Here is a 16,214-nt window from a genome sequence, read left to right on the forward strand (position 1 = left end):
AAGAGCGCTTAATTAGCGCTCTAAAATCTTCATAAGTTCTTTAGGCTTTCTCTGATTGTTCCAAAAAAGATATAAGTTGATACTTTTAGAATTTTCGTCTAGTCCATAATACAAACTAGTCTGTTTTGATATTACTAACTTATACACGTTCAACTCATCATTGTATAGCCCAACAAAAGGATTTAAAGCTAATTTTTCGAGTCGTTCAGAAACCAATTTTTCAAATTTCTGAACTTCTTTATAATTCCATTTCTTGAGTATAAATTCTGATTCAGCTAGTAAAGTCTCTATCGCAATTTCATCCCAAAGTATCAAATATATTATCGATTTGCATTTAATTTTTCTCTATAAATTATCATGGCTTCAGCAGTAGAAAATGCTTTATTGCTCGCATGATTGGATTTCGATTTGGACAACAAGGCTTCTAATATCAAGCGCTCATCATTACTCACACTTGATTTTTCAGAAATCCCACCATAAACCTCAGCAGGCTCTTCCAGCTTATTTTTCTTTTTATCGTCCATGGCATCATTTTTTTCAAAGTTATAAAAAAATAACATTGTTTGCCCACAAAACCCTACTTTTGCAACTCTTAATTCATAACTTATCATTTAACAATGAATTACCTTTCAGTTGAAAATATAGCCAAATCGTATGGCGAACGCGTTTTGTTTGAAGACTTATCTTTTGGAATCAATAAAGACCAAAAAATTGCCTTTGTAGCCAAAAACGGAACCGGAAAAACCTCAATTCTAAAAATCATTACAGGCGAAGACACTCCTGATAGAGGTCAAATTGTTATGCGCAAGGACATTCGCATGGCATTTTTATCGCAAGAACCCAACTTGCAAAGTGAATTGACCATCGAGGAAAGTATTTTTGCCAGCGATAACGAAATTCTGAAAGTCATTGAGCAATATGAAAAAGCCATTCAAAATCCAGAAGACGAAGAAGCTTACCAAAAGGCTTTTGACAACATGGACCGTCACAACGCATGGGATTTTGAAACGCAATACAAACAAATTCTCTTCAAATTAAAATTAGAGGATTTAAAACTGAAAGTTAAAAACTTATCGGGTGGACAAAAAAAGCGTCTAGCACTGGCCATCATTTTGATTAACAAACCCGATTTATTAATCCTTGATGAGCCTACCAACCACTTGGATTTAGAAATGATTGAATGGTTGGAAAATTATTTTGCCAAAGAAAATATCACTTTGTTTATGGTTACGCACGACCGCTTTTTCCTAGAGCGTGTGTGTAACGAAATTATTGAATTAGAAAACGGAAAAATCTACCAGTACAAAGGGAATTATTCCTATTATTTACAAAAGAAAGAAGAACGCATTGCTTCTGAAAATGCGAGTATTGACAAGGCAAAAAACCTATTCGTAAAAGAATTAGAATGGATGCGTCGCCAACCTAAAGCACGCACCACCAAATCGAAATCGCGTCAGGATGACTTTTATGTGATTAAAGAAAAAGCCATGAGTCGCCGTAAAGAGAATACGGTGGAATTAGAAATCAATATGGAGCGCATGGGAAGTAAGATTATCGAGCTTCACAAAGTTTCTAAAAAATTCAATGATAGAGTCATTTTAAACGGATTTGACTATACCTTTAACAAAGGCGAACGCATTGGAATCATTGGTAAAAATGGTACTGGAAAATCGACTTTCTTAAATATTTTAACCCAAACTATTCAGCCTGATAACGGTAAAGTAGTCATAGGCGATACTATAAAAGTGGGCTATTACACTCAGGCGGGTATCAACCCAAAACCTGAACAAAAAGTAATTGACATCATCAAAGAATACGGAGAATACATTCCGTTAAGTAAAGGTCGAACCATTTCAGCGGGTGGTTTATTAGAACGTTTTTTATTTGACCGCAAAAAGCAACATGATTATGTTGAAAAACTAAGCGGAGGCGAGTTGAAACGTTTGTACTTATGTACGGTGCTCATTCAAAATCCGAATTTCTTAATCCTTGATGAACCAACAAACGATTTAGATATTGTTACCCTAAACGTATTAGAAAATTTCCTATTAGATTATCCTGGATGTTTGCTCGTAGTAAGTCACGACCGCTACTTTATGGATAAAATTGTGGACCACCTTTTTGTGTTTAGAGGGCAAGGCGAAATTGAAGACTTTCCTGGCAACTATTCTGATTTTAGAGCCTACGAAGATTCAAGCCCCCCAGCCCCCAAAGGGGGAGCTGACGAAACGCAAACTGCGAAGTCAAATTGGAAACAAAACCAAAAAGCAACTAATGGATTAAGTTTTCAAGAACAAAAAGAATTCCAAAAAATTGAGCGTGAAATCAAAGATTTAGAAGCTAAGAAAAAAGAAATTGAAGATTTATTTTCAAACGGAAATGTGGCTGATAATGAAATTGAAACCAAGGCAAATGAATTACAAAAAGTAATTCAGAAATTAGAAACTAATGAAGAACGTTGGTTTGAATTGAGTGCTAAAATGGAATAAAAGTTTCACAAAGTAACATGAAGTATTCACAAAGTCTCACAAAGTTTTTATTTTATACTTACTTTGTGTTTCTTTGTGCCAAACTTTAAGAAACTCTGTGTTACAAATAACAAAATCATATCTAAATTTCCTAAAAAACTCCACCAACCAGCACGGAGTTCACTCCCCTTTTGTGTTTAGTTTAGTCACCAAATGTTTTTACGATAAAACCAGCTATTCTGAATACAAAATTTTAAACGAATACCGTACTACGCTTTTACAAAACCACGAAACTATCCAAGTAACCGATTTTGGTGCGGGTTCGCGAGTGTTTAAATCAAATACACGAAAAATATCTGCTATTGCTAAAAACGCGGGTATTTCTAAAAAAAGAGCCGAATTATTATTCAGAATTGTTCGCTACTTCCAACCAGATTCGATTTTAGAAATTGGTACTTCCTTAGGATTAGCAACTTCTGCATTAGCATTGGGCAACCCAAAAGCTAAGATTACTTCTTTAGAAGGATGTTCGAATACAATTACAATAGCTAAAAATCAATTACAAAAATTCAATATCAATACTGTCGAATCAATAAACTCAGAATTTTCAACTTTCCTAAAACAAATTCCCCCTTTGGGGGCTAGGGGGCTTGAACTCCTTTACTTCGACGGCAATCATTCCAAAAAAGCCACACTTGACTATTTCGAGTTATTACTTCCTACCATAACAAACGAATCAGTTTGGATTTTTGATGATATTCATTGGTCGAAAGACATGGAAGAAGCTTGGGCAGAAATAAAAAACCATCCTAAAGTAACAGTAACCATAGACACTTTTCAATGGGGATTTGTTTTTTTTAGAAGAGAGCAACAAAAAGAGCATTTTATCATACGTGTATGACCAATACCTTTCACAGAATTGCAAAAAATCAATTGCAATAATATTGAAACAATAAACTTAATTTACTTCGAAGGTAACCATTCTAAAAAAGCCTCTTTAGAATATTTTGAGTTATTACTCCCAGCAATGGGATTTGTTTCCTTTAGAAGAGAACAAGAAAGAGGCTGTCCAAAAAGTAAAAAATCAACATGCAGTTTGTCTCTCCTACGTAAGGAGGAGTCTCGTAATCAACGCTATGCGATTTCTCCCTTTGATTGAAATGACAAGATTGCGATTTTTTTGGACAGTCTCTTATACTTATTTTTTTAAAAAGCAGTATTTATATTTAGTGATAGTCCACTACTTTCAGGAACTATTCTACACACTCCTCCTACACACATTAAACCGCCTCTTTGTCTACCATAGGCTAATTGTATACGGGTTGATTTTTTTCTGAAGACACCCCCAAAATTGTAATAATGTTGACGTTTTTCCGCTTCTTCATTGCCATAATTATAAAGATCCGCAACATAAAGAGAAATTTTTTGATTAAAATTAAACTCAAGAGTTCCTCCATACCAATTCTTCTTATCAGAGTCTGCCCAAAGATGTTCTCCTAAAGCTCTTAATGAACGATTTGTATTTTTAAACTTGTATGTTCCTTCTAATCCAATACAATTTGTTTTAACCAGTCCATAGGTTTCCTCAACTTGCTTTTTATTGTAATACTGATTAACATATATTAAATTCATAAAAAAGTTTTCGTTTATTTTTTTATCAATTTCAATATTATAATCTGAAAAATATTTTTGACCAAAACTTAAAAAATCCGTTTGATAATCTCTTGGTGAATCAAATGAAAATTTTCCTCCTAATCCAAACCAATTTGAGGTATTAAATGCTATTTTGGCACCATATTTTCCTCCTAACATAGTTCCTTTTTTAACGTTATAAAAAATATCTATCTGTCCTCCTATTTCTCCTGCTTTTAAGATAGTTTCATCAGGCATTGAAACATTAGGTTGTGCTTGATAAACATAAATATTGGACAAACTATTATGATGCTGTTTTGTTAAACTTGGAACAAAATTTACTATTTTGTCATTATAAAAATTCCCTTTAGCTTTTCTTTCTGAAAAGAAGCTCATATTTTCTAATCTTCTAAAAGTTGCATCAATACCAAATCCTTTTTTTGAAAATCCTGTATTTATTAAAAGTGCAGAACCTGATTTTATAAAATTATTTTCAATTTGATCAAATTCTACTACTGCATCAGGTGATTTATAATCATATTCTGTGGAAATATAAAATGATTCTTTTGAAAAATTTAATCTTCCTGAATAAGTATTTGTTAGACTTAAAAAATTAGGACGTAAAACATCCGTCAACTCATTTCTACCTACATAACTAAAACCTATTTCAAGAGTAAAAGCGTCTTTTTTTAATAAATTAGTAATATCAATATCTGTATTAAAACCATAAATATCAGAGTTTGCTACTTCAAAACCTGTACGCTGCTTACCATACAATGCAGTTAAGGAAATAAAATCAAATGGTTTATACGTTACTCTCCCTCCTCTTAAAGCATTATTAATACCTAATGCTCTATCTTCCCAAGCTCGTAAGATTAAACCACTACCAAACTGCTGATAAAAATAACCTGCGGTTATGTCAAGTTTGTTCGATTTATAATTTAAATAATACGTTCCTATATTTGTTTTTTTATATTCAGGATTAAAATTCAATAAAGCCTTATCTACATAGGATTCTGTTTGAACACCCATTGTAAAACGTTTATAATTATAATTAAGTCCTAAATAATTATTTGAACGTATGGGATCATCTGGTTGATCAACTTTTAATTCTTTATCATTGAGATACCATTGTCCATTTGATTCAAAAAAACCAAATACTTTCCCATAGTCCCTTTTAGAAGTTTCTCCTGTTTGATTTTCTTGAGAGAATAATATTGTTGAAATAAATAAACAAAAAAATGAAATTATTTTTTTACACATAAGATTACAAAGTCTTTAATTTATTATATAATTCTTGTTCACTTCCTGGTGTATATCCATTTTGGGTGTAAACAATTTTTTCATTTTTAACAACCACTGTAAAAGGAGGATTAACTACTCCCATAGCTCTTTTAAAATCTTGATTGGTATCTAATAAAACATTATATGTCCACTCTTTTCCTTTTACTAATGGTTTTACTCTTTTTTGAGTTCTTGAATCATCAATTGAAACTGCTACAATTTCAAAATTTAGATTTTGTCTCCATTCTTCCTGAATTTCATTCATTTCTTCCAATTCTTTAATACAAGGTCCACACCATGTTGCCCAAAAGGTAAAAACATACAATTTATCTTTCTCTATAAAATCTTTTTTAACTGATACATCTTTGTTTTCTAGATCTTTTAATATAACATCTGGCATTTTTTGTTGAGCAATAGCCGTACTCATAATAAGAATAAAAAACAGGTTTTTAAGCACTTTAAACATACGATAAGATTTTTTTTACTAATTTTTTTTTTGCTAAAGTATTTTTTTTTATCATCTTCGCAAATATTTATTTCAATTAACTTAAAAATAATATTATGAAACTTTCAAAAATATTATCATCTCTTAGTGTGTTTTTACTGTTATCTTGTAGCTAAAGAAAACGCAACGAGTGAACCTATATCCCAAACAAATATTGACAATGAAGTAGCATCTACTACATCAAAATTTATAAAAAATGCTCTTATTGAGGATTATACAGGTGCTTGGTGCGGATGGTGTCCTAGAGTAAGTTATAGTATTACAAAGGTAAAAGAAAGCACAACCAAAGTTGTAAGTGTAGCAATACATAGAGGATCAAGCGGAGGTGGATTTGATCCTTATAGCTACTCAGGATCTTTACCTGCTGTAATTAAAAGTTTCCCTACAGGTATGCTTAATAGAAAAATTGAATGGAAAACACCTCAAAACAGCTATATAAATCAAGTAATAGATCTAACTAAAGATAATGCTGATCTAGGAATTGCCATGAACTCTATTGTAGACTCAGGAAATATAAACTTAGACATAAAAGTTATATCTACTAAAGATCATAATGACCTTAAATTTGTTGTGTATGTTGTGGAAGATGGTTTAATTTTTAACCAATCTAATTACACCAGTTTTTATGGAGGTGGTTCTGTAATAAAAGATTTTGTTCATAATGATGTTTTAAGAGAATGCTTAACAAACATATACGGAGATGCACTAGGAGAAATTAAGGCTAATACTTTACTAGTTAAAAAATTAAACATTCCTCTACCAAAAAATGTAAAAAATGTAAACAAAATGAAATTTGTTACTATGATTTTAAATAATAATGGCGAATCATTAAATGTTAGAGAGGTTGCTCCTAATGTTAATCAAACTTTTGAAGTAGCGCAATAATCCTATAAATAGAGTTAAAAAAAAAGCTTAAGTAAAATAACTTAAGCTTTTTTTTTAACTCTATTTTAGTGTAACATAATCTTATATTCAAACACTAATGTAAAAAGTATTCATAAAATGGATAAGTCATTAATTAAAATATCAAACATCAAACGGGATTTTCAATTAGGCAGCGAAATTATCCACGTTTTAAAAGGCATTGATTTACAAATCAATAAAGGTGAATATGTTGCCCTAATGGGACCTTCGGGTTCGGGTAAATCAACACTAATGAATCTTTTAGGTTGTTTAGACACCCCCACTTCAGGTCAGTACATTTTAAATGGGCAAGATGTTTCTAAAATGAAAGATGATGAATTAGCCGAAATCAGAAATAAAGAAATCGGTTTTGTCTTTCAAACTTTTAATCTATTACCTAGAACAACCGCTCTTGATAATGTAGCATTACCCATGATTTATGCAGGTTACTCTAAATCTGATAGAACTCAAAGAGCCAAAGAAGTACTCAATCAAGTGGGATTAAGCGATCGTATGGACCACCAACCCAATCAACTTTCAGGAGGTCAGCGTCAGCGTGTGGCCGTGGCAAGAGCCTTAGTCAACAAACCTTCAATCATTCTTGCTGATGAACCTACTGGAAACTTAGATAGTAAAACTTCGGTTGAAATTATGCGTCTTTTTGATGAAATTCATGCCAATGGAAATACTGTCATTCTCGTTACTCACGAAGAAGATATTGCTCAACACGCTCATAGAATTATTCGCTTAAAAGACGGAATAATCGAAAGTGATAATAGTAATAAGCATTAACATTTAATTATCATATTTTAGATTGATAACAATTATTTTTGACTTTTAAATTAATTTGATTTACAATGCTACGCAAACTTAAATTTGTTTTAACAGCTGTTATTTTTTCAACAGCCGCTTTGGCTCAAAGCCAACACCAATGGAAAGATGCCTCTGCCAACGGTTATAATTACAAATATGTAACAAACGACCCAACCAAAGCACGTTTTTATACGTTAAAAAACGGTTTAACCGTTATCTTGAGTCCTACCAATAAAGACCCACGCATTCAATGTTATGTAGCGGTAAAAGCGGGTAGCAAAACTGACCCCGCTACCAATACTGGTTTAGCGCATTACTTAGAGCACATGTTGTTCAAAGGAACGGACAAATACGGTTCATTAGATTGGGCTAAAGAACAAGTAGAATTAAACAAAATAGATGCCCTTTACGAGCAATACAACAAAACAAAAGACGAAGCACAACGCAAAGCGATTTACAAAAAAATCGATTCGGTTTCTGGGGTAGCTAGTAAATATGCCATTGCTAATGAGTACGACAAAATGATGTCGGCTATGGGAGCGCAAGGCACCAATGCATTTACCTCTTTTGAACAAACGGTGTATACAGATGATGTACCTAGCAGTTCCATTGATAAATATTTAGCTGTACAGGCTGAACGTTTCCGCAATCCTGTTTTACGTATTTTCCATACCGAATTAGAAGCGGTTTACGAAGAAAAAAACCGTACGTTAGATAACGATGGTCGTAAAGTTTTTGAAACTTTATTTGCTAGTTTATTCAAAAACCACAATTATGGTTTACAAACTACCATCGGTACCGTAGAACACTTAAAAAATCCATCGTTAGTAGAAATTCGTAATTATTTCAACAAATTTTACGTTCCTAATAATATGGGTATCATACTTTCTGGTGATTTTAACCCAGATATGATGATTGCTAAGATTGACAAAGCTTTTGGGTATATGCAAAACAAACCCGTGGCTAAATATACTTTCCAACCCGAAAGTCCTATCTCGGCTCCTATCGTTAAAGAAATTGTAGGACCTGATGCAGAAAGCTTAACTCTTGGTTATCGTTTGCCAGGCAATAAAGACAAAGATGCTTTATTAGCGGACTTAGTAGGTCAAATTTTAACCAATGGTAAAGCGGGTTTATTAGACTTAAACTTGGTTAAAAAACAACGTTTGTTAAGAGCTAGTGCCTTCACCTATTCGTTAATCGATTACGGAATTTTGTATTTCTCTGCTTCGCCTACTAATGGACAATCTTTAGAAGAAGTAAAAACTTTGGTGTTAGCTGAAATTGAAAACTTGAAAAAAGGAAATTTTGATGACAACTTGATTCCATCTATCATTAATAACATCAAAAAATCAAAAATTTACGAAACTGAAAAATACGGGGAAAGAGCCAATACTTTAATGGATGCTTTTACTTCTGAATTAGACTGGAGAGACCAAGTAGCTTATGTAAATGACTTGTCAAAAATCAAAAAAGAAGATATCATTGCTTTTGCTAATAAATATTTAGGTGAAAACTATGTGGCTATTTTAAAACGCAAAGGAGAAGCTCCTGTAAGCAACAAAATAGAAAAACCTTCTATTACACCTGTTGAAACCAATGCAGACAAACAATCGGATTTTGTTAAAATGGTCAATGCTATGCCTAGTACTTCAGCACAACCTGTGTTTTTAGATTTTGACAAAGACATTCAAAAATCAAAAATTGGTAAAGCAGAAGTATTGTACGTTGCTAACAAAGACAACGACATTTTCCGTTTAAAATACCGTTACAAAATCGGTTCATTAAACGATTTGAAACAATCTATCGCCTCGCAATACATCCAGTTTTTAGGAACTGATAAAATGACGGCTGAGCAAATTTCTAAAGAATTTTACAAAATTGCTTGTAGTTTCAGTGTGAGTACGAACGAAGAATATACTACAGTAGCTATTGAAGGTTTACAAGAAAACTTTGAAAAAGCAGTTAAATTGTACGAAGACGTGATAGCAGGCATTAAAGCCGATGACAATGCCTTGAAAGCATTAAAAGCACGTATTGCCAAATCACGAAAAGATGCTAAAGCAAACAAAGGGGCTATTTTACAAGGGTTGACCAGTTATGCTATGTACGGTGCAAAAAACAAATTCAACAATACCCTTTCTGACAAAGACCTTGAAGCAATTACCGCACAAGAATTGGTAGACCGCATTAAGAATTTGAATACCTATGAACAAACCGTAATTTACTACGGTCCACAACCTTTACCAGCTGTAGTAGGTAAATTAAAAACAATGCATACTGTACCTGCAACTTTTGCTACGGCTCCTGCAATGAAAGAATTCAAACAAGTGGCACAAACGGCAAACCAAGTTTTATTTACTGATTACGACATGGTACAAGCAGAAACCCGTTGGATTAGAAACACTGAGATGTATGACGCTAACAAAACGCCAATCGTAAATGTATTTAATAGCTATTTTGGAGGCGGTATGGGGTCAATCGTTTTCCAAACCATTCGTGAGAGTAAAGCTTTAGCCTATAGTACTTACGGGTATTATGTAGCGCCACAAAAGAAAGACCAACAATACTATATGATGAGTTATGTGGGGAGTCAAGCCGATAAATTCAATGAAGCAACGACAGCTATGAATGAGTTATTGACTAAAATGCCTGAATTACCTGTTAATTTAGATTTAGCAAAAACAGGCGTTAAAAAAGACATTCAAACCGAGCGCATCACGCAAGACAATATTATTTTTACGTATTTAGCCAACAAGCAATTGGGCGAAACAACGGATGCTAGAAAGAAAATCTACACTGCCGTGGATGCTATTACTATGCAAGATGTGAAGAATTTCCACAACACACATTTAGCAGATAAACCTTATACTTATGCTATTGTAGCTTCAGAGAAAAAAGTTTCTTTAGAGGACATGAAAAAGTTAGGTGAGGTGAAAAAGATTTCGTTAGAAGAACTTTTTGGATACTAAAAACTTCAAAAAAAATATTTTTAAAAAGACCATTTCGAAAGAGTGGTCTTTTTTATTTTTAATACAATTGAAATAAAGAAACGCATGACGTTCGCAAAAAATAAACTTTATTTTTAAAAATGGAAACCAAAAACAAAACCTTTCAAGTTATTTTAATTTCATTTTTATACTTTTGAATTTATAAAATTTAACCACAAAGTTTACAAAGAATTTCACGAAGCTCGCAAAGAACACTTAGTAAAACTTTATGAAACCTAGCGCAACAAGACTTTTAAACTGATAACCTTCTAACCTCAAAAATGAAAGTATACACAAAAACCGGCGATAAAGGCACCACGGCTCTCTTTGGAGGCACGCGAGTTCCCAAACACCATATCCGTATTGAAAGCTACGGTACTGTTGACGAATTAAATTCTTACATCGGACTTATTCGCGACCAAGAAATGAATCCGTTGTACAAAGCCGTACTCATTGAAGTACAAGACCGTTTGTTTACCCTTGGTGCTATTTTAGCCACCCCTCCTGAAAAAGAAGTACTAAAAAATGGTCAAAAGCGTTTACAAAATTTAGGCTTGACCGAAACAGATATTGAATACCTCGAGAATGAGATTGACAAAATGGAAACCGATTTGCCCCCTATGACACACTTTGTCCTACCTGGCGGACACACCACGGTGTCATATTGTCACATTGCACGCTGTGTTTGCCGTCGTGCCGAGCGTTTAGCCACCCATTTGCACGAGGAAGAACCCACCGATGAACTCGTTTTAAAGTATTTGAACCGACTTTCTGACTACCTTTTTGTGTTGGCACGAAAGTTGTCATTAGACTTGCACGCTAACGAAGTGCCTTGGATACCGAGGAAATAACTTTAGATTATTTTTTATCTTCTAAAATTAAATCCTAAACAAGCTCTTTTATAAGTTATTTCAGGTTGATTTTCTAAAGATCATTTGCAATCATTCCTATAAAATGAAATGCCTAAAGTCTAAAATTATCAATCTATATGTTCTTAAAATCAACTGAAAATAAATCAAAAAAACTTGATTTTTTGAGTAGAAAAATTATATTTGCACAAATTAAAATTTTACAGAGATGTATTGGACTTTAGAATTAGCATCATATTTAAGCGATGCTCCATGGCCTGCTACTAAAGACGAATTAATCGACTACGCTATTAGAACTGGTGCTCCATTAGAAGTGGTAGAAAACCTACAATCAATAGAAGACGAAGGCGAGATTTATGAATCAATGGAAGAAATTTGGCCAGATTATCCATCAGACGAAGATTATCTTTGGAACGAGGATGAGTATTAAGCATAAACCTACTAAAAAAGTCTCTTAAGAGGCTTTTTTTTTGGTATTTTTACAGACATTTTAAAACAAAACGTATGAGTTTCATTAACAACATATTAAAAGTTTTTGTGGGCGATAAGTCACAGAAAGACATCAAAGCCATTCAGCCCATAATTAATAAAATTAGATCTTTTGAGGAACCATTAAGTTCATTAACAAATGATGAATTGCGCGCTAAAACTTTTGAATTTAAAGAAAAAATCAAACAAGCTCGTGCTGAAAAAGACACTAAAATTATTCAATTAAAGTCCGAAGTAGAAAACATTCAAGATATAGATGCTAGAGAAGATGTTTATACTGAAATTGATAAATTAGAAAAAGAAGCTTATGAACTTTCTGAAAAGGTGTTAAACGACATCTTAGCAGAAGCCTTTGCTGTTGTAAGAGAAACTGCGCGTCGTTTTAAAGAAAACACTCAAATTCGTGTAAAAGCAACTCCAAAAGACCACGAATTATCTGCTAATAAGACCTATGTTACCATTGAGGGAGATGATGCTCTGTGGGCTAACTCTTGGGAAGCAGCAGGTAAAACCGTTACTTGGGACATGATTCACTACGATGTACAGATGATTGGTGGTGTGGTGTTACATCAAGGAAAAATTGCCGAAATGCAAACAGGTGAAGGTAAAACGTTAGTAGCAACACTTCCATTATACTTAAATGCTTTAACAGGGAATGGTGTTCACCTCGTAACTGTTAACGATTATTTAGCAAAACGTGATAGTACCTGGAAAGCACCGTTATTTGAATTTCATGGATTAACCGTAGATTGTATTGATAATCATCAACCCAATACCGAAGCGCGTCGTAAAGCTTATGAAGCGGATATTACGTATGGTACCAATAACGAATTTGGTTTTGATTACTTACGTGATAACATGGCGCATACGCCTGATGATTTAGTACAACGCAAACATAATTTTGCTATTGTAGATGAGGTAGACTCTGTTTTAATAGACGATGCCCGTACTCCTCTCATCATTTCTGGTCAAGTGGTAGATGGAGACCGTCACGAATTTAACGAGTTAAAACCTTTTATTGACAATCTAGTTGCTATCCAACGTCAACTAGCAAACGGCTTTTTAGCAGAAGCAAAACGTCTTTTTAAAGAAGGTAATACTAAAGAAGCTGGATTTAACTTATTGAGAGCACATCGTGCTTTACCTAAAAACAAAGCCTTAATTAAATTCTTATCAGAAGAAGGAACCAAACAATTACTTCAAAAAACAGAAAATGAATACATGGCAGATAACAACCGTAAAATGCCTCAAGTAGATGAAGCATTATACTTTGTTATTGAAGAAAAAAACAACCAAGTTGAACTAACAGAAGGAGGTATTAAAGAATTATCTAAAAATACTGATGATAAATTCTTCGTATTACCGGATATAGGAACCGAAATTGCAATTATAGAAAAAGCCAATCTTTCCAAAGAAGAAGAAGCAGAAAAAAAAGAAGCGTTATTTGCTGATTTTTCAGTAAAAAGTGAACGTATCCATACCTTAACCCAATTATTAAAAGCATATACTTTATTCGAAAAAGATACTGAATATGTTATCATGGATGGTGAAATTCTAATCGTAGACGAACAAACAGGTCGTATCATGGACGGTCGTCGTTATTCAGATGGATTACATCAAGCCATTGAAGCAAAAGAAAACGTTCGTATTAAAGAAGCTACACAAACCTACGCTACCGTTACCCTACAAAACTACTTCCGTATGTATAATAAATTAGGCGGTATGACGGGTACAGCAGTTACAGAAGCAGGCGAATTTTGGGAAATTTACAAATTAGACGTAGTTGAAATTCCTACCAATAGACCCATTGCTCGTCTAGACAAAGAAGACTTAATTTATCGTTCTGTTCGCGAAAAGTTTAATGCCGTGGCAAATGATGTACAAGAATTAGTAGCCCAAGGTCGTCCTGTACTAATTGGTACTACTTCTGTTGAAATATCTGAATTATTAAGCCGTATGCTTAAAATGAAAGGTATTCAGCACAATGTATTAAATGCTAAAATGCACAAACAAGAAGCACAAATTGTAGCAGAAGCGGGTAAACCAGGCGTAGTAACCATTGCTACCAACATGGCGGGTCGTGGTACTGATATTAAACTAAGTGATGAAGTAAAAGCAGCGGGAGGTTTAGCTATCATAGGTACTGAACGTCATGACTCACGTCGTGTAGACCGTCAGTTACGCGGTCGTGCAGGTCGTCAGGGAGATGTGGGTAGTTCTCAATTCTACGTATCATTAGAAGATAACCTAATGCGTTTATTCGGTTCTGATCGTGTAGCAAAAATCATGGACAGAATGGGCTTAAAAGAAGGTGAAGTCATTCAACATTCAATGATGACCAAATCTATTGAAAGAGCACAGAAAAAAGTAGAAGAAAACAATTTTGGCGTTCGTAAACGTTTGTTAGAATATGATGATGTTATGAATGCACAACGTGAGGTAGTGTACAAACGTCGTCGTCATGCCTTACACGGAGAGCGTTTGAAACTAGATATTGCCAACATGATTTACGATGTGTGTGACAATATTGTGGAGAAAAATAAATTGACGAAAGATTTCAAAAATTTCGAATTCGAATTAATTCGTTATTTATCCATTACATCACCTGTTTCAGAAACGGAATTTGCCAGTTTAAACGACGCTAAAATAACAGGTCTTCTTTACAAATCAGCTAGCGAATATTACCAAAATAAAAATAGTCGCGATGCAAACGAGGCCTACCCTATCATACGAAATGTATTTGAAGATCCTGAAAATCATTTCGAGCGTATCGTCGTTCCGTTTACGGATGGTATCAAAGGAATGAATGTAGTAACGGATTTGAAAAAAGCATACGATTCACAAGGAAAACAATTAATTGCTGATTTCGAAAAAAGCATCACGTTAGCAATTGTGGACGAGGCTTGGAAAAAGCATTTACGCAAAATGGACGAGTTGAAACAATCGGTACAATTAGCTGTACACGAACAAAAAGACCCGTTATTGATTTACAAATTTGAATCTTTTAACTTATTTAAAAATATGTTAGAAGGAATCAACAAAGAGGTTATTTCATTCTTATTTAAAGCGGATTTACCAAAACAAAATACACAAATACAAGAAGCCGTAGAAGAATTACACCAAGATCATTATATAGAAAGCAAAGAAGAAGTATTAAATATGGAAGAGCAAGCTGAACGTCACCGTGAAGCAATACAAAACGTAAATGCTCCTCAAAAAAATACAGTTACTGAAACCATTGTTCGTGATCAACCTAAAATTAACCGTAATGACGAAGTAACCATCAAACACATCTTGAGTGGTCAAACAGAAACCATGAAATTCAAGAAAGCGGAGCATTTATTAGCTTCGGGTGAATGGGTTTTAGTTCAGAACTAAATTAGTTTGCAGTGGTCACTGTTCAGTGCTTCAGTTGACAGCATTAATAAATATAAAATCCCTAATTACAGTTGTAGTTAGGGATTTTTGGTTATTACGATTGATAAAACTATATATTCTAACATTTAATACAGGATGCAATTATTAAACGCAACTTTTGAAAACTAAAAAACTCTAACTTTAAAACGTATTTTATTATATTGCAACAAATACAATAGTTTACACATGCACCTCAACTGTCCGCTTTGCAACGCTCACACCCAACCTTTCCATCAAATTAAAAACCGTGACTATTTTCAATGCACCACCTGTCAAGCCATTCTTCTGCATCCTGAGCAGTATATGACCGCACATGACGAAGAAAAACACTATCGTTTTCACAATAACGATGTGACCGATGCGGGTTATCTTCATTTTGTTTCCCCAATTACCCAAGGTATTTTACATGATTTTAGTCCCTCACATTCGGGCTTGGATTTTGGCGCAGGAACAGGTTCAGCGGTTAGTAAAGTCCTTAATGATAATGGCTATGCTATCGTTTCCTACGACCCGTTTTTCCATCCTTATCCAGAGGTATTAGCCAAAACCTACGATTATATTGCTTGTTGTGAAGTCATCGAACATTTTCATCATCCTGCTAAAGAATTTGAATTACTACATCATCTTTTAATTCCAAAAGGAAAACTATATTGTATGACCCATTTATATGATCCTTCTATAGATTTTAACAAATGGTATTATAAAAACGATACGACTCACGTGTTTATGTATCAAAAAGAAACAATTCGTTGGATTGCACAATCCTTTGGCTTTTCGGATTTCGATATTATAAACCGATTAATTATCTTTACTAAATAATTTTTATTTTTAATAAAGAGGCCTA

Annotated in this window: 13 protein-coding genes; 9 read left to right on the plus strand and 4 right to left on the minus strand. The window is 33.7% G+C overall.

The window, feature by feature from the left end:
* Positions 1–12 precede the first annotated feature (12 nt).
* Together ACUXZJ_RS14680 and ACUXZJ_RS14685 are read right to left on the minus strand one after the other, a co-directional pair.
* Positions 13–315, minus strand: coding sequence for a hypothetical protein (locus ACUXZJ_RS14680; protein ID WP_446195362.1), 303 nt, complete (start codon positions 313–315; stop codon positions 13–15).
* A 5-nt stretch (positions 316–320) separates the two neighbouring features.
* A complete protein-coding gene (locus ACUXZJ_RS14685) occupies positions 321–611 on the minus strand; it encodes a hypothetical protein (protein WP_446195364.1) in 291 nt (96 codons plus the stop codon).
* A 6-nt stretch (positions 612–617) separates the two neighbouring features.
* Between ACUXZJ_RS14685 and ACUXZJ_RS14690 the strand changes: the two genes are divergently transcribed.
* Positions 618–2,489, plus strand: a complete 1,872-nt coding sequence (locus tag ACUXZJ_RS14690; RefSeq protein ID WP_446195366.1) for an ABC-F family ATP-binding cassette domain-containing protein — start codon at positions 618–620, stop codon at positions 2,487–2,489.
* Positions 2,490–2,586: 97 nt separating this feature from the next.
* Positions 2,587–3,369: an O-methyltransferase gene (locus ACUXZJ_RS14695; RefSeq protein ID WP_446195368.1), complete on the plus strand. Its 783-nt coding sequence runs from the start codon at positions 2,587–2,589 to the stop codon at positions 3,367–3,369.
* 305 nt (positions 3,370–3,674) lie between these two features.
* Here the strand turns inward: ACUXZJ_RS14695 and ACUXZJ_RS14700 are convergent, their stop codons facing one another.
* Together ACUXZJ_RS14700 and ACUXZJ_RS14705 are read right to left on the minus strand one after the other, a co-directional pair.
* Positions 3,675–5,363: a DUF6029 family protein gene (locus ACUXZJ_RS14700; RefSeq protein ID WP_063743070.1), complete on the minus strand. Its 1,689-nt coding sequence runs from the start codon at positions 5,361–5,363 to the stop codon at positions 3,675–3,677.
* A gap of 4 nt (positions 5,364–5,367) precedes the next feature.
* On the minus strand, positions 5,368–5,850 hold the full coding sequence (locus ACUXZJ_RS14705; RefSeq protein WP_063743071.1) for a TlpA family protein disulfide reductase: 483 nt from the start codon (positions 5,848–5,850) through the stop codon (positions 5,368–5,370).
* A gap of 126 nt (positions 5,851–5,976) precedes the next feature.
* Between ACUXZJ_RS14705 and ACUXZJ_RS14710 the strand changes: the two genes are divergently transcribed.
* The 7 genes from ACUXZJ_RS14710 to ACUXZJ_RS14740 all read left to right on the plus strand — a co-directional run bounded on the left by ACUXZJ_RS14710 (position 5,977) and on the right by ACUXZJ_RS14740 (position 16,189).
* Complete coding sequence (locus ACUXZJ_RS14710; protein WP_446195370.1) at positions 5,977–6,774, plus strand: Omp28-related outer membrane protein; 798 nt, start codon at positions 5,977–5,979, stop codon at positions 6,772–6,774.
* Between the two features lie 117 nt (positions 6,775–6,891).
* Entirely contained in the window at positions 6,892–7,584 is a 693-nt protein-coding gene (locus ACUXZJ_RS14715; RefSeq protein ID WP_063743073.1) for an ABC transporter ATP-binding protein, read from the plus strand.
* Positions 7,585–7,649: 65 nt separating this feature from the next.
* On the plus strand, positions 7,650–10,577 hold the full coding sequence (locus ACUXZJ_RS14720) for a M16 family metallopeptidase (protein WP_446195373.1): 2,928 nt from the start codon (positions 7,650–7,652) through the stop codon (positions 10,575–10,577).
* A gap of 299 nt (positions 10,578–10,876) precedes the next feature.
* Positions 10,877–11,446, plus strand: coding sequence for a cob(I)yrinic acid a,c-diamide adenosyltransferase (locus ACUXZJ_RS14725; protein ID WP_063743075.1), 570 nt, complete (start codon positions 10,877–10,879; stop codon positions 11,444–11,446).
* Between the two features lie 226 nt (positions 11,447–11,672).
* Positions 11,673–11,894, plus strand: a complete 222-nt coding sequence (locus ACUXZJ_RS14730; RefSeq protein WP_014166495.1) for a DUF2795 domain-containing protein — start codon at positions 11,673–11,675, stop codon at positions 11,892–11,894.
* A 74-nt stretch (positions 11,895–11,968) separates the two neighbouring features.
* Positions 11,969–15,331, plus strand: coding sequence for a preprotein translocase subunit SecA (gene secA, locus ACUXZJ_RS14735; RefSeq protein ID WP_163444468.1), 3,363 nt, complete (start codon positions 11,969–11,971; stop codon positions 15,329–15,331).
* 225 nt (positions 15,332–15,556) lie between these two features.
* On the plus strand, positions 15,557–16,189 hold the full coding sequence (locus ACUXZJ_RS14740) for a class I SAM-dependent methyltransferase (RefSeq protein ID WP_089047535.1): 633 nt from the start codon (positions 15,557–15,559) through the stop codon (positions 16,187–16,189).
* Positions 16,190–16,214 lie beyond the last annotated feature (25 nt).

Source organism: Flavobacterium sp. TN-1 (genome assembly GCF_052828645.1).

Excerpts from the sequence above, each read along its gene's own strand:
- ACUXZJ_RS14685 (WP_446195364.1), bottom strand. The coding sequence starts at position 611 with ATGATAAGTTATGAATTAAGAGTTGCAAAAGTAGGGTTTTGTGGGCAA.
- ACUXZJ_RS14690 (WP_446195366.1), top strand. The coding sequence starts at position 618 with ATGAATTACCTTTCAGTTGAAAATATAGCCAAATCGTATGGCGAACGC.
- ACUXZJ_RS14700 (WP_063743070.1), bottom strand. The coding sequence starts at position 5,363 with ATGTGTAAAAAAATAATTTCATTTTTTTGTTTATTTATTTCAACAATA.
- ACUXZJ_RS14705 (WP_063743071.1), bottom strand. The coding sequence starts at position 5,850 with ATGTTTAAAGTGCTTAAAAACCTGTTTTTTATTCTTATTATGAGTACG.
- ACUXZJ_RS14715 (WP_063743073.1), top strand. The coding sequence starts at position 6,892 with ATGGATAAGTCATTAATTAAAATATCAAACATCAAACGGGATTTTCAA.
- ACUXZJ_RS14720 (WP_446195373.1), top strand. The coding sequence starts at position 7,650 with ATGCTACGCAAACTTAAATTTGTTTTAACAGCTGTTATTTTTTCAACA.
- ACUXZJ_RS14725 (WP_063743075.1), top strand. The coding sequence starts at position 10,877 with ATGAAAGTATACACAAAAACCGGCGATAAAGGCACCACGGCTCTCTTT.
- ACUXZJ_RS14730 (WP_014166495.1), top strand. The coding sequence starts at position 11,673 with ATGTATTGGACTTTAGAATTAGCATCATATTTAAGCGATGCTCCATGG.
- secA (WP_163444468.1), top strand. The coding sequence starts at position 11,969 with ATGAGTTTCATTAACAACATATTAAAAGTTTTTGTGGGCGATAAGTCA.
- ACUXZJ_RS14740 (WP_089047535.1), top strand. The coding sequence starts at position 15,557 with ATGCACCTCAACTGTCCGCTTTGCAACGCTCACACCCAACCTTTCCAT.